16 protein-coding genes are annotated in these 17,897 nt (G+C 74.0%); 9 read left to right on the top strand and 7 right to left on the bottom strand.

The window, feature by feature from the left end; translation table 11 throughout:
- The first annotated feature begins 51 nt into the window (after positions 1 to 51).
- Positions 52 to 1,257 carry a PP2C family protein-serine/threonine phosphatase gene (locus tag ACZ56L_RS02090; protein ID WP_471060517.1) on the top strand — a complete coding sequence of 402 codons (1,206 nt, stop codon included), beginning with the start codon at positions 52 to 54 and terminating at the stop codon, positions 1,255 to 1,257.
- Positions 1,258 to 1,326: 69 nt separating this feature from the next.
- Here ACZ56L_RS02090 and alc read toward each other — a convergent pair whose 3' ends face one another.
- Positions 1,327 to 2,454: an allantoicase gene (gene alc / locus ACZ56L_RS02085; protein WP_471060513.1), complete on the bottom strand. Its 1,128-nt coding sequence runs from the start codon at positions 2,452 to 2,454 to the stop codon at positions 1,327 to 1,329.
- Positions 2,455 to 2,457: 3 nt separating this feature from the next.
- The gene (allB, locus tag ACZ56L_RS02080) at positions 2,458 to 3,834 is read right to left on the bottom strand and encodes an allantoinase AllB (protein WP_471060510.1); all 1,377 of its coding nucleotides are present in this window, start codon (positions 3,832 to 3,834) and stop codon (positions 2,458 to 2,460) included.
- 236 nt (positions 3,835 to 4,070) lie between these two features.
- Between allB and ACZ56L_RS02075 the strand changes: the two genes are divergently transcribed.
- On the top strand, positions 4,071 to 4,877 hold the full coding sequence (locus tag ACZ56L_RS02075) for an IclR family transcriptional regulator (RefSeq protein WP_345217963.1): 807 nt from the start codon (positions 4,071 to 4,073) through the stop codon (positions 4,875 to 4,877).
- Between the two features lie 50 nt (positions 4,878 to 4,927).
- On the opposite strand, the gene ACZ56L_RS02070 is transcribed toward ACZ56L_RS02075, so the two are convergent.
- From ACZ56L_RS02070 to ACZ56L_RS02060, 3 genes are read right to left on the bottom strand one after another with little or no spacing between them, the layout of a single operon-like run.
- The gene (locus tag ACZ56L_RS02070) at positions 4,928 to 5,278 is read right to left on the bottom strand and encodes a hypothetical protein (RefSeq protein WP_471060506.1); all 351 of its coding nucleotides are present in this window, start codon (positions 5,276 to 5,278) and stop codon (positions 4,928 to 4,930) included.
- 20 nt (positions 5,279 to 5,298) lie between these two features.
- On the bottom strand, positions 5,299 to 5,940 hold the full coding sequence (locus ACZ56L_RS02065) for a response regulator (protein ID WP_471060503.1): 642 nt from the start codon (positions 5,938 to 5,940) through the stop codon (positions 5,299 to 5,301).
- A complete protein-coding gene (locus tag ACZ56L_RS02060) occupies positions 5,937 to 7,193 on the bottom strand; it encodes a sensor histidine kinase (protein WP_471060500.1) in 1,257 nt (418 codons plus the stop codon). The genes ACZ56L_RS02065 and ACZ56L_RS02060 overlap by 4 nt, the downstream gene beginning before the upstream one ends.
- A 112-nt stretch (positions 7,194 to 7,305) precedes the next feature.
- On the opposite strand from ACZ56L_RS02060, the gene ACZ56L_RS02055 reads away from it, so the two are divergent.
- Both ACZ56L_RS02055 and ACZ56L_RS02050 read left to right on the top strand, forming a co-directional pair.
- On the top strand, positions 7,306 to 8,382 hold the full coding sequence (locus tag ACZ56L_RS02055; protein ID WP_471060498.1) for an ABC transporter permease: 1,077 nt from the start codon (positions 7,306 to 7,308) through the stop codon (positions 8,380 to 8,382).
- The gene (locus ACZ56L_RS02050) at positions 8,379 to 9,068 is read left to right on the top strand and encodes an ABC transporter ATP-binding protein (RefSeq protein WP_471060495.1); all 690 of its coding nucleotides are present in this window, start codon (positions 8,379 to 8,381) and stop codon (positions 9,066 to 9,068) included. Before ACZ56L_RS02055 ends, ACZ56L_RS02050 begins: the two co-directional genes overlap by 4 nt.
- A gap of 78 nt (positions 9,069 to 9,146) precedes the next feature.
- On the opposite strand, the gene ACZ56L_RS02045 is transcribed toward ACZ56L_RS02050, so the two are convergent.
- Positions 9,147 to 9,494: a DUF5955 family protein gene (locus ACZ56L_RS02045; RefSeq protein ID WP_345217950.1), complete on the bottom strand. Its 348-nt coding sequence runs from the start codon at positions 9,492 to 9,494 to the stop codon at positions 9,147 to 9,149.
- Positions 9,495 to 9,769: 275 nt separating this feature from the next.
- Here ACZ56L_RS02045 and ACZ56L_RS02040 point away from each other — a divergent pair, with 275 nt between their 5' ends.
- The 5 genes from ACZ56L_RS02040 (at position 9,770) to ACZ56L_RS02020 (ending at position 14,449) form a co-directional block, all read left to right on the top strand.
- A complete protein-coding gene (locus tag ACZ56L_RS02040) occupies positions 9,770 to 9,955 on the top strand; it encodes a hypothetical protein (RefSeq protein WP_345217949.1) in 186 nt (61 codons plus the stop codon).
- 22 nt (positions 9,956 to 9,977) lie between these two features.
- A complete protein-coding gene (locus ACZ56L_RS02035) occupies positions 9,978 to 10,589 on the top strand; it encodes a nucleotidyltransferase family protein (RefSeq protein WP_471060492.1) in 612 nt (203 codons plus the stop codon).
- A gap of 241 nt (positions 10,590 to 10,830) precedes the next feature.
- Positions 10,831 to 12,456 (top strand): malate synthase A, encoded by a 1,626-nt coding sequence (aceB, locus tag ACZ56L_RS02030; RefSeq protein ID WP_471060489.1) that lies wholly within the window; start codon positions 10,831 to 10,833, stop codon positions 12,454 to 12,456.
- A gap of 167 nt (positions 12,457 to 12,623) precedes the next feature.
- Positions 12,624 to 13,811 (top strand): FAD-dependent monooxygenase, encoded by a 1,188-nt coding sequence (locus ACZ56L_RS02025; RefSeq protein WP_471060486.1) that lies wholly within the window; start codon positions 12,624 to 12,626, stop codon positions 13,809 to 13,811.
- A gap of 77 nt (positions 13,812 to 13,888) precedes the next feature.
- Entirely contained in the window at positions 13,889 to 14,449 is a 561-nt protein-coding gene (locus ACZ56L_RS02020) for a hypothetical protein (protein WP_345217936.1), read from the top strand.
- A gap of 213 nt (positions 14,450 to 14,662) precedes the next feature.
- Here the strand turns inward: ACZ56L_RS02020 and ACZ56L_RS02015 are convergent, their stop codons facing one another.
- Positions 14,663 to 17,860, bottom strand: a complete 3,198-nt coding sequence (locus ACZ56L_RS02015) for a DEAD/DEAH box helicase (RefSeq protein WP_471060482.1) — start codon at positions 17,858 to 17,860, stop codon at positions 14,663 to 14,665.
- Positions 17,861 to 17,897: the final 37 nt, after the last annotated feature.

Genomic DNA, 17,897 nt, shown 5'->3' with positions numbered 1-17,897 from the left:
GGTCCACGCTTGCCCTCCCCGTACATCCTTCGAGAAAGTGAATCTCCGACGTTGGACAGACTCGCGTCCGTGGAACGCACTTTGCGTGCCGCCGACCCCCATGCACTGCTCAACGCGGTGCGCGAGGTCCTCGCGGACCTCTACGGTGCTCCCGAGGTCGACCTGCTCATGGCCGACTACGCCATGACGATACTGCAACCGGTCGGAGCGCTCCCCCATACCTTCCAGCCCGTATCGGCGCACACAGGCGCGCCGGGGCGGGCCTTCGGGGCACAGGAGCCCTACCCGTGCGAGGGCCCCTTCCCCGATTCCGTGACGGCACACCTGCCGGTGACGGTCCGCGGGGACCGGCTCGGGGTGCTGTCCGTCACCGTGCCGAAGGACCGCTACGACGCGGACGTCCTGGCGGAACTGGCGGACGTCGCCGAGGCCCTGGGCCACCAGATCGTGGTCGCCGAGCGCGACACCGACCTCTACCTCCAGGCGCGCCGGGCGGAGCGGCTGACACTGGCGGCCGAGATCCAGTGGGAGCTGCTGCCCGGGCGTTCCTGCGCCCGCGAGGAGTACGAGCTCGGGGCGCAGCTCGAGCCGGCGTACGCCATCCACGGCGACAACTTCGACTGGTCGACCTCCGCCGACCACCTCACCCTCGCCCTCACCAACGGCATGGGCGAGGGCATCGACGCGGCCCTGCTCACCAGCCTCGCCATCAACGCCCTGCGCAATGCGCGCCGGGCCGGCCTGGGCCTGGCCGACCAGGCGTGCCTGGCCGATCAGGCCATCTACGGCCAGCACCGGGGCGCGCTGCACGTGTCCGTGCTGCTGCTGCGCTTCCACCTGCCGTCGGGGAACGTGGAGGTCGTCGACGCGGGTTCGCCGCGGGTGTGGCGGCTGCGGGACGGGGTGGTGGAGGCGGTCGAGATGGACGGGCAGCTACCGCTCGGCATGTTCGAGGACTCCGTCTACACCACGCAGAACTGGGAGGTGCTGCCGGGCGACCGGCTGCTGTTCGTCAGCGACGGGGTGTACGACGTGGCCTCCCCGGCGGGTGAGCGCTACAGCGAGAAGGCGCTCGCCCGCGCCATCCAGGCCACCCGTCTGCTGCCCCCGCCGCAGGTCCCGCGCGCGGTGCTGCACGAGCTGGCGGGCCACCGGGGCGAGGTCATGGCGGAGGACGACGCGATGATCGTGTGCCTGGACTGGCTGGGCCGCCCGGACGGGCAGGAGTCCATCGGCCGCACCGAGGCGGAGGGCTGAGCGGTACGGCGACGGGGCCCCCGGTGCCGAGCACCGGGGGCCCCGTCGCCGTGGCGTCAACGCCGTCGCTCAGCCGCCGAGTTCCTGGTGGCGGGCGGCCAGCGACGCCGCGCCGGACTCGGTGAGCGAGCCGAAGAGGCGCAGCCGGGAGATGCCGCCGTCGGGGAAGATGTGGATCCGCGCCCGGGTGGCCGCCGGGGCGGAGGCGAGCACGAAGCGGTGGTTGGTGTCGGGCTGGAGGCGGGTGCGGGGCAGGATCTCGGTCCACTCCCCCGTGTCGCCGTCGCGCACCGAGAGGGCGGCCCAGCCCGCCGAGTTGCCCTTCAGGTAGGCGGTGTCGATCTCGACGGCGCGGATCTCGGCCTGCGCGACCAGGTGGTAGCTGATCCAGTCGTTGCCCTTGTCGCGGCGGCGCCTGGTCTCCCAGCCGTCGTCCATCTTGTGGGAGCGGCCCGGCTGGATGGTGTTGGTGGCGGGCGAGTAGAAGCGGTCGGACGCGTCCTCGACGCGGCCGCCGTTCTCCAGGGCGACCAGGTCGAAGGTGCCCAGCGTGGCCAGCCACGCCGGGTCGGGGACGACCTCGCCGTGAACCCGCAGGCGGGCGATGCCGCCGTCCGGGTGCTGGTTGACGCGCAGGTGCGTGAAGCGCTGCTCGGCGGTGACCTCGAAGCCGTTGGCCGCGTGGCCGCCGACGGCCGTGCGCGGGACGAGGGTCGTCCACTTCACGTCGTCGGAGAGCAGGTCCTCGGGCGAGGGCGAGCCCGGAACGGAGGTGCCCTGCACGGACACGGCCTGCGGGTAGTTGCCGCGGAAGTGCGCCGTGTCGATCACGATGCCGCGCACGACGCCGGGCGCGCCGAGGCGTACGAGCGCCCAGTCGTGGTCGTCCTCGGCGGGGTGCGGCTGCTCGGCCGAGACGCCGCGGCGACGGCGGGTCTCCCAGCCGTCCATGATCTTGCCCTTGTGCCCGAAGCGCTCGGGGTCGAAGTGGGCGGGTCCGGGGAGGAGCATGTTCTCGCGCTCGGCGAAGAACTCGTCGTTCGCGGCGATCACGCCCGCGCCCAGGCGGCGGTCGGCCAGGTCGGCGTGGTGGGTGAAGGGGAAGACGGCCGTGCGGTAGTCGGCGTACGGGTCGCCGCCGCCGTACGGGCTGGCGTCTCCGGTGAAGGACGGTGTCCCCTGGGCGTTCTCCGGCATGGCTCACGCGTTCCTTTCGAGCAGGCGGCCGGCGGGCTCGGTGAGGGCGCCTTCGTCGTTGATGCGGGTGCCGCGCAGCCAGGTCTGCTTGACCACGCCGTGCAGGGTCTTGCCCGCGTACGCCGTGACCTGGTTGCGGTGGAAGAGGTGGGCGGGGTCGACCGTGAAGGTCTCCTCGGGGGCGAGGACCGCGAAGTCGGCGTCGCGGCCGGCCTCGATGGCGCCCTTCTGGGTGAGCCCGGCGAGCTTCGCGGGGGCGGCCGACATCCAGCGGACCACGTCGTCGAGGGAGTGGCCGCGCTTGCGGGCCTCGGTCCAGATGGCGGGCAGGCCGAGCTGGAGGGAGGAGATGCCGCCCCAGGCGGACGCGAAGTCCGGGGTCTTGAGGTCGGTGGTGCAGGGCGAGTGGTCGGAGACGACGCAGTCGATCGTCCCGTCGGCCAGGCCCTGCCAGAGGATGTCCTGGTTCTCGGCCTCGCGGATCGGCGGGCAGCACTTGAACTCGGTCGCGCCGTCGGGGACCTCCTCGGCGGTGAGGGTGAGGAAGTGCGGGCAGGACTCGACGGTGACCCGGACGCCCTCGGCCTTGCCCCGGGCGATCAGCGGGAGCGCGTCGGAGGAGGAGAGGTGCAGGACGTGCACCCGGGCGTCGAGGCGCTTGGCGAGCGCGATGAGGCCCTCGATGGCGGTGTTCTCGGCGTCGCGCGGCCGGGAGGCGAGGAAGTCGGCGTACTTGGCGCCGGGCTTCTGCGGAGCGGCGGCCAGGTGGTGCGGGTCCTCGGCGTGCACGATCAGCAGGCCGCCGAGCCCGGCGATCTCGGCCATGGAGCGGGCGAGCTGGTCCTGGTCGAGCTCGGGGAACTCCTCGACGCCGGACGGCGAGAGGAAGCACTTGAAGCCGAAGACGCCCGCTTCGTGGAGCGGCTTGAGGTCGGCGACGTTGGAGGGGATGGCGCCACCCCAGAAGCCGGTGTCGACGTGCGCCTTGGGGCGGGCCACGTCCTTCTTGACCTCGAAGTTCTCGACCGTGGTGGTCGGCGGCAGCGAGTTCAGCGGCATGTCCAGGAGGGTGGTGATGCCGCCGGCCGCGGCGGCGCGGGTGGCGGTCCAGAAGCCCTCCCAGGCGGTGCGGCCCGGGTCGTTCACATGGACGTGGGTGTCGACGAGGCCGGGCAGCAGCGCGTGCTCGCCGAGGTCCTCGAAGCGGACGCCGTCGGGGAGCCGCTCGCCGCCGGGCCCGTGGGCGTCGTACGGGAGCACCTCGACGATCTTCCCGTCGGCGACGGCGACCGAGGCGGGGCGGGTGCCCTCGGGGGTGACGACGCGCGAGGAGCGCAGCACCAGGTCCACGGTGGTGTTGGGCACGGCCGACTCAGTCACTCACGTCTCCTTACTTCAACGTTCTGTTGAAGCGGAGTCTTTCTGTGCGCCGGGGACTCGTCAAGGGGTCGACGGGCCGGGCGGGAGGTGGTGTGATCACCGACACCCGCCTTGGATGTTTCCACAGAATGGAATTAGACTTCCGCTTCATAGAATGTAGCTCCTGCCCAGAGGGGCTTCCGGGACCACCACAGGTAGGCTGCTGCCTTGCCTGCCAGCCCCGAAAGGACCGCTCCGTGCCGACGTCCAGCGCCAGCACCACCGACGCTTCCAAGCCTGCCGCCGCGACTGGCGGCGTGCAGTCACTGGAGCGCGCCTTCGACCTCCTCGAGCGTATGGCCGACGCGGGCGGTGAGGTCGGCCTGAGCGAGCTGTCCGCGAGCAGCGGTCTGCCGCTCCCGACCATCCACCGTCTGATGCGCACGCTCGTCGCCTGCGGTTACGTACGCCAGCAGCCCAACCGGCGCTACTCGCTGGGCCCCCGGCTGATCCGCCTCGGCGAGAGTGCGTCGCGGCTGCTGGGCACCTGGGCCCGTCCGTACCTGGCGCGCCTGGTCGAGGAGACCGGCGAGACGGCGAACATGGCGCTCCTCGACGGCGACGAGATCGTGTACGTGGCGCAGGTGCCGTCGAAGCACTCGATGCGGATGTTCACCGAGGTCGGGCGGCGGGTGCTGCCGCACTCGACGGGCGTGGGCAAGGCGCTCCTCGCGCACACGCCCGCCGACGAGGTGCGGGCGCTGCTCGCCCGTACCGGCATGCCGGCCGCCACCGAGAAGACCATCACCACCCCGGACGGCTTCCTGGAGGCGCTGGAGCAGGTGCGGCGGGTGGGGTACGCGGTGGACGACAACGAGCAGGAGATCGGGGTCCGCTGCCTGGCGGTGTCCGTCCCCGACTCCCCCACCGCGGCGGCCGTCTCGATCTCCGGTCCGGCCGGCCGGGTCACCGAGGCGGCGACGGAGCGGATCGTGCCCATCCTCCAGGAGGTCGCCCAGGACCTCGCGGTGGCCCTGGCCAACACGGGCCCGAGCCAGGCCTGAAGCCCCGCGGCGGGGGCGCGTTCCACCGGCTCCCCCGCCGGGCGCGGGCCTCAGCCCGCGAAGGTCGCCGCCACCGCGGCCGTCTCGCCCTTGGCCAGCAGCTCGAACAGCCGGACCACCTCGTCCCGTGCCACGCCGTCCCGCGTGTCCGGGGCGCGCTCGGCGTTCTCGGCATCTTCGGCGTTCTTGGCGTCTTCGGCGTCCTCGGCGTCTTCGATGTTCTCCCAGAGCAGCAGCCCGCCCGCGTACGCGGTCAGCGACCAGCCGCTCTCGTGCGTCAGCGAAACCTCCGGATTGACCGCTTCCGGGTCGGCCAGACAGTCCACCACCAGCGCGCGCAGCGTCTCGGCGTCGGGCTCGTCCACCGCGGTGCCGTGGACGTCGTACATGAAATAGGTCATGGCCCCACTATCCCACCGGGTCAGCGCCTGATCAGGCGGCGTGCGGTGGCCGCCGCGACCGCCGAGGTGCGCGAGTCGACGCCGAGCTTGGCGTAGATGTGCACCAGGTGGGACTTCACGGTCGCCTGGCTGAGGAAGAGGGCCTTGCTGATCTGCTGGTTGGAGAGCCCGTCGCCGACGAGCTGAAGGACTTCCAGCTCCCGCTTCGTGAGCGCCTCCGCGGGCATCCGCATCCGGTCCATCAGCCGGTGCGCGACCGCGGGCGCGAGCGCCGACCGACCGGCCGCCGCCGTGCGCACCGCCGCCGCCAGCTCCTCCGGCGGCGCGTCCTTGAGCAGGTATCCGGCCGCTCCCGCCTCGACCGCCGCGAGGATGTCCGCGTCCGTGTCGTACGTCGTGAGCACGAGCACCCGGGGGGCGCCGGGCCGCCCGGCGATGGCCGCCGTCGCCTCCGACCCGTGCATGCGGCCGGGCCCGAACTGGAGGTCCATCAGTACGACGTCGATGCCGCCGGCACCGGCCAGCTCCACCGCGCGCTCCGCCGTCGAGACCTCCTGGACGACCACGAAGTCGGTCTCCGTGTCCAGCACCGCGCGCAGCCCGGCCCGTACGACCGGGTGGTCGTCGGCCAGCAGCAGCCGGATGGGCGGGGGCGTGCTCACGGGGCGGCTCCGACGGGCGCGGGGGACACGGGCAGGGGCAGGGTGATCGCGACGGCCGTGCCCTGCCCCGGCGCGGACTCCACGCTGAGGGTGCCGCCGAGCGAACGGGCCCGCGCGCGCATCGCGGGCAGGCCGAAGCCGCCGTCGGAGCCGTCGGCGGCGGGTGTGCGGCGCACCGCGCCGGGGTCGGCCGCACCCGGGTCGAAGCCGATGCCGTCGTCGACGATGTCGAGCGCGACCGAGGTCTCCATGAAGCTCAGGGTGATCTCCGCGCGGTCCGCCCGCGCGTGCCGGACGGTGTTGGCGAGGGCCGACTGCGCGATGCGCAGCAGAGCCACCTCGTACGGTGTGGGCAGCTCGACCGGGGTCCCGCTGACGCCGAACTGCACGGCGGGACCGCCGGGCGCGGGCACGCAGAGGCGTTCCAGGGCGGCCGCGAGGGAGCCGTGCTCCAGGTCCGGCGGGCTCAGGGCCCGTACGAAACGGCGTGCTTCGGCGAGGTTGTCCTGGGCGGCTTCGCGGGCCCGCCGGATGTGCGCGAGGGCCGGGTCGCCGGGCGGCAGGGCGCGTTCGGCGGCGCGCAGGAGGAGCTGGATGCTGGACAGGCCCTGGGCGAGGGTGTCGTGGATCTCGCGGGCGAGGCGCTCGCGCTCGGCGAGCGTTCCGGCGGCGCGTTCGGCCTCGGCCAGCTCGGCGCGGGTCGACAGCAGCTCGTCGATCAGCTCGCGCCGCCGTTCGCTCTCCCGGTACAGCGCCTGATAGCCGAGTACGGTCGCCACCGCGACGGCGCCGCCGAGCAGCGGCCCGATGAACGTGCCCGGCGTGACCCGCTGCCCGTGCAGCACGAAGCCGGCGATCGCGGCGGCCGCGGTGCCGGCCACGGCCGAGAGCCCCCAGCGCGTCGGCAGCAGGTGGAGCTGGAGGAAGTACAGCGGAAACGCCGCCCACAGCCCGTCGGGCGACAGCGCGAGCAGCACCAGCCAGGACCCGCCGAGGACCGCCAGCCACCAGGCGGCGGCACGTGGCGCGCGCGCCACGGCGGGGCTGAGCGTTCCGGCGACGTACACCCCGGCCATCACCGCGGCGGCCGCGACGACCGCGTACGCGTGCGGCCCGCCGGCGGCGACGGCCTTGACGGCGGCGAGCGCGAGCAGCCCGGCGAGCAGTGCGTGCAGGCACAGGCGCAGCACACGCAGGACGGGGGTGAGGGGCGTGAGGGAGAGGGGAGCCGGGGGCACGGGGAGCGGAGCCATGGTTCGTACCAGCCTAGAGGGGACGTCCGCGCGGCGTATCAACCAAAGGATGGATACGGAAGCGAACTCGCGCCCGATGTCTCCGGCCCGCTCCGCGGCCAGCCTGGTGAGCATGTTCGTCGCATGGAGAGACCTCCGGTTCGCCAGGGGGCGCTTTGCCCTCATGGGCACGGTCGTGGTCCTGATCACCCTGCTCGTCGGCCTGCTGTCCGGGCTGACCGCGGGGCTGGCCAGGGACAACACCGTGGCCCTCACCTCGCTGCCCGCCGACCGGCTGGCCTTCGCCCCGCCGCCCGACGGCCAGGAGGTGTCGTTCACGAACTCCTCCGTCGGGGAGAGCTCCTGGCGCGCCTGGGCGGAGCAGCCCGGCGTGCGGAGCGCCGCGCCGATCGGCATCCGCACGGTCAACGGCTGGGCCGGTGACCGCACGGTCGCCGTCGCCGCCTTCGGGGTGGAGCCGTCCGCGCGGATCGCCCCGGCGTCGGCGGAGCTGGGTCCGGGCAAGGTGGTCCTGTCCGCGCAGGCCGCCGAGGACCTGGACGTCGGCGTGGGCGACACGGTGCGCCTGGGCCAGACCGAGGAGAGGGTGGCCGCCGTCGAGGGCGGGGCGATGTACAGCCACCAGCCGGTGGTGTGGACGTCGCTGGACGACTGGCAGCGGCTCGGTCACAGCGGAGCGTCGGCACAGGAGCAGGCGACCGTCGTCGCACTGACGGGCTCGGCGGACTGGGCGGCGGGGGACGCGGCGACCGGAACGCGGTCGGTGCCCCTGGCCGACTCCCTGGCCGCACTCGCCTCCTACCAGGCGGAGAACGGCTCCCTCCAGCTCATGCGCGGTTTCCTCTTCGCCATCTCGGCGCTCGTCGTCGGGGCCTTCTTCACCGTCTGGACGATCCAGCGCAGCGGCGACATCGCGGTGCTCAAGGCGCTCGGCGCGTCGACCCCCCACCTCCTGAAGGACGCGCTCGGCCAGGCCGTCGTCATGCTGAGCCTGGGCACGCTGCTCGGCACGGCGCTGGCGACGGGGCTGGGCGCGCTGATCGGCGGCGCCGTCCCGTTCGTGCTGGAAGCGGCGACGCTGCTCGTTCCGGCCCTCGTGATGATCGCGCTCGGCATCGTCGGCGCCGCCCTGTCCATCCGGCGCATCACCGCCGTCGACCCCCTCACCGCGCTCGGGAGTGCCCGATGACCCTCGTCCTGCAGGACGTCACCCTCACCTACCCGGACGGCGACGCGTCCCGGCTGACCGCATTGGACGCGGTGACGCTGGAGGTCGGCGCGGGTGAACTCGCGGCGGTGGTCGGCCCGTCGGGCTCCGGCAAGTCGAGCCTGCTCGCGGTGGCGGCGACGCTGGTGACGCCGGACTCGGGCGGCGTCGTCGTCGACGGCACGCCGACGGGGCCGCTGAGCCGGGCGGACAAGGCGCGGCTGCGGCGGGGCCGGATCGGGATCGTCTTCCAGCAGCCGAACCTGCTCGCCTCGCTGACGGCGGCGGAGCAGCTCCAGGTGATGGCGCACCTGTCGGGCCGTCCCCCGCGCTCGGTGCGCTCGCGGGCGCTGGAGCTGCTGGACGCGGTGGGCCTGGCGGACAAGGCGGACCGCCGGCCGCACCAGCTGTCCGGGGGCCAGCGGCAGCGGGTCAACATCGCGCGGGCGCTGATGAACGAGCCGGCGGTGATGCTGGTGGACGAGCCGACGAGCGCCCTGGACCACGAGCGGGGCGCGGCGGTGCTCGACCTGCTGGCCGAGCTGACGCGGGGGCGGGGGGTGGCGACGGTGCTGGTCACGCACGACGTGGCGCATCTGGGGGTGGCGGACCGGGTGCTGCGGATGGAGGACGGACGCCTCGGGGCGCCGAGCACGTCGGGGGTGTAGGGGTCCTGGCGCCCGGGGCGCCCTTCGGTGAGACGTCACCGGGCCCCGGGCTTCGGGGGCGCGCACTTCGGCCGGCCGTCACCGGGTGCCGGGCGTCTGCTCCTGCCCGGTGAGCTCCGTCCACCCGTTCCCGAAGCTCTCGACCGCTTCGCGGACCAGTCCGACACCCGGCGCCAGCGCGCTCACCGAGCCGATCGCACCGACGATCAGTAACAGCGAACGCCGCAGCCGCAGGACGTCCGGGGAGCCGCTCAGCAGCATCGCGGCGAGTGCCGCCAGCTCGTCCTCGGCTATCGCCCGGTCCGACAACTCGGCGGGGTGCGCGGCGAGTTCACGCCGGAGCCGGGCCACGACCACATGCAGCGCCGCCACCCTCGGGTCGCCGTCCAGGCCGCTCACGCCTCGCTCCTCAGCGCTTCGCAACAAAGCTCTCCTCCTCGCACGCCGTCGTGCTGCTCGTCGGGGTCGCTCCTGGGCGAACGACCCCGGGCGACGGGCACGTTAACGCTCTCACCGCGTGTGCGCCACCGTACGGACCGTAATCCGGCCGGTGGGGTTGAGCGGACCGCCGTCACGTTCGTGCTGCGGCCCCGCCCCGGTCCTGGCACAGCAGGACCAGCCCCGGCGCCCGGCGGCCCCGGCGGTCCTAACGTGAAGGCAGAGCGCGCGCAGCCGGTGCGCGCCGTGGGGAAGGAGTGGTCATGGCGGACGGTTGCCGCGACTGCCGTACGTGCACGAAGAGCCTGCTGGGCCGTACCGCGCGGGGCGTGCTGTACGCGGTCACCCTCTCCTGGCTCGTGAAGCCGGTCTTTCTTCGGAACTGCCCGCAGTGCGGGCATGTGATGCGCCGCCACGAGCGCCGCGGGGACGGTTCCTTCCAGGACTGACGGGGCCTGGTAAGCAGGGCCCATGACCCACCACAGCGCTCCGCCCCCCGCCACCGCCGGACTCCTCCTCGCCGCAGGCGGGGGCCGCCGGCTGGGCGGCAGGCCCAAGGCGCTGCTCGGCTTCCGGGGCCGCCCGCTGGTCGAGCACGCGGTCCGGGTGCTGCGGGAGGGCGGCTGCCGTCAGGTGTACGTCGTCCTGGGCGCGGCCGCCGCCGAGGTGCGCGAGCGCGCCGAGCTGACCGGGTGCGTGCTGGTCGAGAATCCCGACTGGGAGCACGGCATGGGCTCCTCGCTCCGCGCGGGCCTGCGCCGGCTCTCCGCGCACGGGGGCTGCGAAGCGGCCCTGACCTCGCTGGTCGACCAACCCGGCATCGGGCCCGCAGCGGTCGCCCGGGTCCTCACGGCGGGCGGCGCCACCGGGCTGGCGGCCGCCTCGTACGGCGGGGAACGCGGGCACCCGGTGCTCTTCGGCGCGGACCGCTGGGACGACGTCGCGGGGACTGCGACCGGCGACCGCGGGGCACGCGCCTATCTGAGGGAGCACGCGGCGGAGCTCGCCCTCGTCGAGTGCGGCGATGTGGCCCAGCCGTACGACATCGACCTGCCGGAGGATCTGGCCCGGCTGGAACCGTGACATCCACGTGCGGTGAGCGGGGCGGCACGCAGGGCCACGTTCTGTCGACTCGAAGAATCTCGACATCAACAAACCATTGAACTTCCACCATGAGGAAACTAATATCCACTGATCAGAAGCGCCTGATCGCCCGAAACACATCGAACGGCGCCCGTGTCCGTATCTCGGCACCCCCGGCACCCCGTGCCGGGGCGACTGCCCGGCGGCCGCGAAGGCACCGCCCGCGAAGGAGTGACAGCTCATGTCCGCACCAGCGCCGTCCCCGCTGGCCATCGTCGACGCCGAGCCCCTGCCGAGGCAGGACGAGGTGCTGACCGACGCCGCCCTCGCGTTCGTGGCGGAGCTCCACCGGCGGTTCACCCCGCGCCGCGACGAGCTGCTGGCCCGCCGTGCCGAGCGCCGCGCCGAGATCGCCCGCACCTCCTCGCTGGACTTCCTCCCCGAGACCGCCGCGATCCGCGAGGACGACTCCTGGCAGGTCGCACCGGCCCCGGCCGCGCTGAACGACCGCCGGGTGGAGATCACCGGTCCGACCGACCGGAAGATGACCATCAACGCCCTGAACTCGGGTGCGAAGGTCTGGCTCGCCGACTTCGAGGACGCATCGGCCCCCACCTGGGAGAACGTCGTCCTCGGCCAGTGCAACCTGATCGACGCCTACACCCGCGAGATCGACTTCACCGACCCGAAGTCGGGCAAGTCGTACGCCCTGAAGGACAATTCCGAGCTGGCGACCGTCGTGATGCGGCCGCGCGGCTGGCACCTGGAGGAGCGTCACCTGCGCGACGCCGACGGCAACGCCGTCCCCGGCGCGCTGGTCGACTTCGGCCTGTACTTCTTCCACAACGCCCAGCGCCTCATCGACCTCGGCAAGGGCCCCTACTTCTACCTGCCGAAGACCGAGTCGCACCTCGAAGCACGGCTGTGGAACGAGATCTTCGTCTTCGCCCAGGACCACGTCGGCATCCCGCAGGGCACCGTCCGCGCGACCGTCCTGATCGAGACGATCACGGCCGCGTACGAGATGGAGGAGATCCTCTACGAGCTGCGCGACCACGCGGCCGGCCTGAACGCGGGCCGCTGGGACTACCTGTTCTCGATCGTGAAGAACTTCCGTGACGGCGGCGCCAAGTTCGTCCTGCCGGACCGCAACGCGGTGACGATGACCGCTCCCTTCATGCGGGCGTACACCGAGCTGCTGGTGCGCACCTGCCACAAGCGCGGCGCGCACGCGATCGGCGGCATGGCGGCGTTCATCCCCTCGCGGCGCGACGCCGAGGTCAACAAGGTCGCCTTCGAGAAGGTCAAGGCGGACAAGGACCGCGAGGCCGCCGACGGCTTCGACGGCTCGTGGGTCGCGCACCCGGACCTGGTGCCGATCGCGATGGCCTCCTTCGACGCGGTGCTCGGCGAGAAGCCGAACCAGAAGGAGCGGCTGCGGGAGGACGTGTCCGTCGCCGCCGGTGACCTGATCGCGATCGACTCGCTGGACGCCAGGCCCACCTACGCGGGCCTGGTGTCGGCGGTCCAGGTCGGCACCCGCTACATCGAGGCGTGGCTGCGGGGGCTGGGCGCCGTCGCCATCTTCAACCTGATGGAGGACGCGGCCACCGCCGAGATCTCGCGCTCGCAGATCTGGCAGTGGATCAACGCGGGCGTCGTCTTCGAGAACGGCGAGAAGGCGACGGCCGAGCTGACGCGGAAGATCGCGGCGGAGGAGCTCGGCAAGATCCGTGCGGAGATCGGCGAGGAGGCGTTCGCCGCGGGGAAGTGGCAGCAGGCGCACGACCTGCTGCTGACGGTCTCGCTGGACGCGGACTACGCGGACTTCCTCACGCTGCCGGCGTACGAGCAGTTGGTGGGCTGAGGCCCCCGCGCCGTGACGGCCGGTGGCCGCGGCTCGCACACGACGTGCGGGACGCGGCCACCGGCCGTTCGCCGTGCGGGCGGACGGCTCTGCCCGGGCCGCGAACTCCGGCCCGGACCAACGGGTTTCGCGCCGGACCCGTTCTCCTCCGCTGGGACAATGGGCAGATGATCACCGCCACACGTCTCGCTGTCATCGGGTCCAGCATCGCCGGATGCGCCGCCGCCCTCGCCGCCCAGCGGGCCGGGGCCGCTTCCGTGACCGTGTTCGAGCGGAGCGGCGGACGGCTCGCCGCGCGGGGCGCCGGGCTCGCGGTGCACGGGGAGCGGTACGCGGAGCTGGAGGCCGCGGGGTTCCTGGACGCCCGGATGCCGTACGTGCCGCTGGCCCGGCGGACGTGGTACGTCAAGGACGCCGCCGCGCCCTCCCCGCTCGGGCGGACGCTCGGCGTCATGCCCTTCGGGTTCCGGACGTACAGCTGGGGGTCGCTCTGGCGGGAGTTGCGCGAGCGGGTGCCCGGCTCGGTGGAGTTCCGGCCGGGGTCCGCCGTGAAGGAGGTGCGGCTCACCAGCCGGGGCGTGGAGCTGGACGGGGAGCCGTTCGACGCCGTCGTGGGAGCGGACGGACACCGGTCGGTGGTGCGCACCGCCGCCTGCCCCGGGACCGTGCCCGCGTACTCGGGATACCTCGCGTGGCGCGGAGCGTACGCCGGGGCGGACCTGCCCGACGCGCACCTGTGGCCGGCGGACGACTGCGCCTACGTCGTCTTCGACGGCGGCCACGTCGTCATCTACCGCATCCCCGACGACTGCGGCGGCCACCGGGTCAACTGGGTCCTCTACACCGCCCCGCCCGCCGGGCACGTCCTGCCCCCGGACGGGCGGCGCACGCTCACCGACGACCTGGCGGAACGGCTCGCCGAGGTCACCAGGAAGCAACTCCCGCCGTTCTTCGCCGCGTTGATCGAGGCGACCCCGGCCGACGACCGCTTCATGCAGCCGCTGTACGACTTCACAGCCCCGCGCTACGCCACCGACCGCCTCGCCCTCGTCGGCGACGCCGCCACGGTCGCCCGCCCGCACACCGGCGCGGGCGCGGTGAAGGCGCTGCAGGACGCCACCGCCCTCCAGGAGGCGCTGCGGGCCGCCGCCACCCCGGCGGAGGCCTTCGCCGCGTACGACGCGCGGCGCTCCCCCGTCGGCCGCACCATGGTCGACCTGGGCCGCACGCTGGGGAAGGCGCTGGTGCACGGGACGCCGGACTGGGCGGGGATGCGCGACGGCGACCTGGAGGCGTTCTGGAGACGGGCGGACGGGAGCGGGGCCTTCGGCGGACGGGAGCTGAAGCGCGCCTGACCCGGGGTCCGGACGCCGGGACCCCCACCGCGCACCCACCATTGACCACCCAGGGTGGACGGAGCTAGGGTGTCATCATGGCATTCAGTGAAGGACTTGAAGTCGTCCGGTTCCAGGGCCCGTGGATGATCACCGCGTGGTGGCCCGAGGGGGCCGTCTCCGGGGGGCCGCAGAAGCTCGTCGTCGAGGCCTGCCCCGAGGCCCCGGCGGGCGAGGTGGCGCGCGGCATCTCGACGACGGTGCTGCGCAGGCTGGACCTGGTGGACGTGGTGCGGCGGGCCCAGGAGGTCGCGCCGACGACCCCGCCGTGGCGGGCGGAGGAGAGTCGTCTGTCCGAACTCGCCGCGCTGGCGGGCGAGTTGCTCGGGGCGGAGGGGGTGTCGGAGCGGTACCTGGCGGTGCTGTGCCTCACCTACCGGGACCTGGTGGACAAGGGGGTTCAGGCACCGGTGCCGTGGCTGGCGGAACGGGTGGGCCGCAAGGCCGACTCGGTCAAGGACCACCTCAAGAAGGCGCGGCGGGAGGGGCTGCTGGGCTCCCGGGCGGGCAGGGCCGGCGGAGAGCTGAGCGAGAGGGCGCGGTCGGTGCTCGGGGAGGTGCCGGGACTGCCGGGCGAGGTGGGGGCCGGGAGCGGCTGAGCATGGCCGCCGGGCCGTGGCGGGGAGGGCGGGTCGTCGGCATCGGGGGCGCTCCTCGTACGGAACCCCGCCCGGCCGGGAACGGTTCCGTGCGGGCGCGGGGGCGGAACGCCCCTCGTACGGACCCACGCCCGGCCGGGAAGAGTTCCTGCGGGTGCGCTGCGACGGGACGCGCAGTTCTCCGCGCCCCTGGAAGCCCGTCCCCGCCCTGGCTCAGCGGAGTCCGTTGTACGGGGTCAGCCAGCCGCCGCCCCAGTGGTCGCCCCGGGTGAAGACCGCCGCGCCGCGCCGCCCCGCCGACGCGTCGGTCGCGGCCGGGGAGGGGTGGGGGACCTCCGCGGGCAGCCCCTCCGCCGCCCGCTCCGCCACCGCCGCGCCGTCCCACACCCGCACGACCGCCCCCGGCGGAGCCTCGGCCCGTACCCCCGACGGCGTCGCGTCCAGGCAGGACCCCGTCGCCCGTTCCCCGAGCAGCGCCGCGTACCGGTCCGGCGTCAGCGCGCACCCCGTGGGCGGACGCGTCCCCGGCCAGTCCGGCGCGCCGACGTCCCGCGCGCGGGCCGCACTCCACATCTGCGGCACCAGCCGCTGCGCGTGCGGCGCGGTCGCCATCTGCTCGCACATCCACAGCAGCCGCCCGGCCCCCCGCTCAGGCCCGAGCGCCCGCCACCGCACCCGCTGCGCCAGGTCGGACGCCACGACCGCCGCCCACGGGTGCACGGTGCCCAGGTCGCCCTGCGCACCGAGCCAGGCGAGGTAGCGCTGGGCCTCCTCCAGGATCTGCGCCATGCTGCCCTGCGGCACGCCGAGCACGTACCCGCTCCGGGTGCGGAAGAGCTGCGGGCTGTTCGCGACGAGCAGCAGCACGGCCCGCGCCAAGTCCCCCGCCACCGGCTTGGGTTCGCCCTCCGAAGGGGCCCCTTCCTCCTCCTCCCGCATCCCCCGGTTCCGCAGCACCCCCAGGAGCGCCTTCTTCGCCCGCTCCGTGAACGGCGCCTGTTCCAGCACGGGCAGCGTCGTGCCGAGCACCCCGATCAGCGTCTCCTCCGCCTCGTCGGCCGACTCCGGCACCCGGGCCGCCGCGAGCGCCGAGCGCACACTGTCCGCCAGGTCGGCCGCCACCATGAACCGGCTGGTCAGCATGCCGGTCGGCGTCGGCTCCAGCAGGTCGTCCCCGTCCGGTCCCGCCGTACGGCGCAGGAAGCCGCCCGTGACGAGGAAGCCCACCGCGTCGTACAGCGGGTCGAAGCTCTCGTGCCCCTGATGGAAGGCGAGCGTGCGGGTCCACCAACTCTCCGCCTCCCGAAGTGAGTTGATGCTTCCCTGCACCGCCTCCGCCAGCACGTGGTCGGGCAGTGCGTCCCTGATCCGGGAGGTGACCGTGTACCCGGCGGCCAGCCGTGCCTGCCAGTGCGCCCGCTCGGGTCCCTCCGCGAGGAGGAACGCCCACCCCTCCCGCTCCCCCGCCCCGACCCGCCCCGCTCGCCCGAACATCTGCTGGACCATGGAGACTTCGACCCGGTCCAGGCCGATCTGGGTGTCCCGTACCACGACGGCCCGGGCGGGCAGGTTGACCCCGGCGGCCACCGTGGAGGTCGCGACCAGGACGTCCGCCGCGCGCGTCCGGAAGGCCTGTTCGGCGTCCCGCTTGTAGGGCCAGTCGCGGTAGTGCAGCCGTACGCCCGCCTTGGTGGTGAGCCGTTCGACCTCGTCCTCGTCGTCCACGTCCGCGCCCTTGACGGGCACGCCCCGGTCCCCGGCGAGCGCGAGCGCCGTCATCCGCACGCCCCGCTTGCTGCCGCAGAAGACCAGGGTGCTGCCGTCCTCCTCGGTGACGGCGCGGGTGAGCCGCACCGCCTGTGCGGTGCGCGCCGCGCTCCGGGCCGCCCAACTGTCCTCGGTGGGCGGGAGGACCGGAAGCTGCCAGGTCAGCCGGGTGGGCCGCCAGGCGACCCGGACCTGGCGCGCCCCGAGCCACTCGGCGACCTCGTCCGCGTTGGCGACGGTCGCGGAGAGGCCGACGATGCGGACCTGCCCGGCGTCCTCCCGTACGCGTGCCAGCAGCGCCTCCAGGACCGGCCCGCGGGTGGGGTCGCCCAGCAGGTGGATCTCGTCGACGACGAGGCAGCCGACCTCGGCGAGCGCGGTGCGCAGCGAGCCGGTGCGGCAGATCGCCTCGAACTTCTCGGTGGTCGCCACCCAGACGTCGGCCGCCCGGATCGCCTCCGCGTCGACCGCGAACTCCCCCGTCAGGCGCACCACGTGCAGACCGGCGCGCCGCCAGGACTCCAGGTCCCGGTCGAGTTCGTCGGTGAGCGAGCGCTGCGGGACGAGCCAGGCGGCCTTGCGGCCCTGCGCGTGGGCGTGCAGGGCGGCGACCATGCCGATGGGGGTCTTGCCCGCGCCGGTCGGGGCGACCACGACGGTGTGCGCGCGCTCGCCGAGGATCACCGGCACGGCGGCGGCCTGGGCCGGGTTGAAGGCGGGGTGCGGCAGCAGCCGGGCCCACTCCTCGGGCACGAGCTCGGCCACCGGGACGTACGCGGTCTCCTCCTCGGCCGGCTCCAGCGCGTCCCACTGGAGCGCGAAGGCGTCCCGGGCGGCGAGTGCGGCGGGCCCGGCGGCCGGGGCCGCCCCGGCGGCGGCGTACGCGACGAGGCCGGTGCTCTCGCCCAGGTCGTTGACGGTGGCGACCTGCTCGGACTCCTGCCAGTGGCGGACGCTGCGGTGCGGCACGGCCAGCGCGTCCAGCTCCGCGCGCAGCGCGTCGTACGGCGTCCCCTCCGGCATGATCACGCGCACGTCGTCGGCGGCGGCCAGCGCGGCGGGCTCCGGCCGCCAGCCGGGGTCGGCGACCTTGCACCACAGCAGCCGCCGGGTCTCGGCCTCGGCGGGCGGCACGAGGTCGGCGGGCCACTCCGGGCGCGGGGGCCTGCGCTCGAATCCCCCGCCGCCCCCACCGCCCCCGCCGCCCCGGGCGGCCGTGTGCGCCGTCTCCGGTGCCGCGGGCGCCTCGGGTGCCTCGGCCCCGGTCGGGGGCGCCTCGCCCCTCCGTTTGCGCGTCCTGCCGGTTGCGGCCGCCCGCGCCTTCTTCGTGAGCTGGTCGTACGTCTTCGCCCCGAGGTCTTCGAGGGTGTACGCGGCGGGGCACACCGGGCAGACGACGGCCACGTACCGGTACTGGCGGCCCCCGGACTCGTACGGGCGGCGCAGCGAGTGCAGCGGTGCGGCGCAGGCGGGGCAGGCCCTGCCGACCTCCTCCTGGTAGCTCCAACCGGGCTGCTCGAAGCGGGAGTTGAGCTCACCCTCCAGGACGACGCCCCACACCCGGTCGACCCGTTCGGCCACGGTGAGCAGTTCCTCGGGCTCCCCGTCGGTCCCGTCCCCCACCACGTCCACGCTCGCGTCCATCGGACCACCATGCCATCACCGCGCACCCGCGGACGCT

The sequence above is a fragment of the Streptomyces sp. NPDC039736 genome, assembly GCF_055596485.1.
Note: the sequence above shows the minus strand (reverse complement) of the source record. Positions and strands in the feature narration are given on the sequence as shown.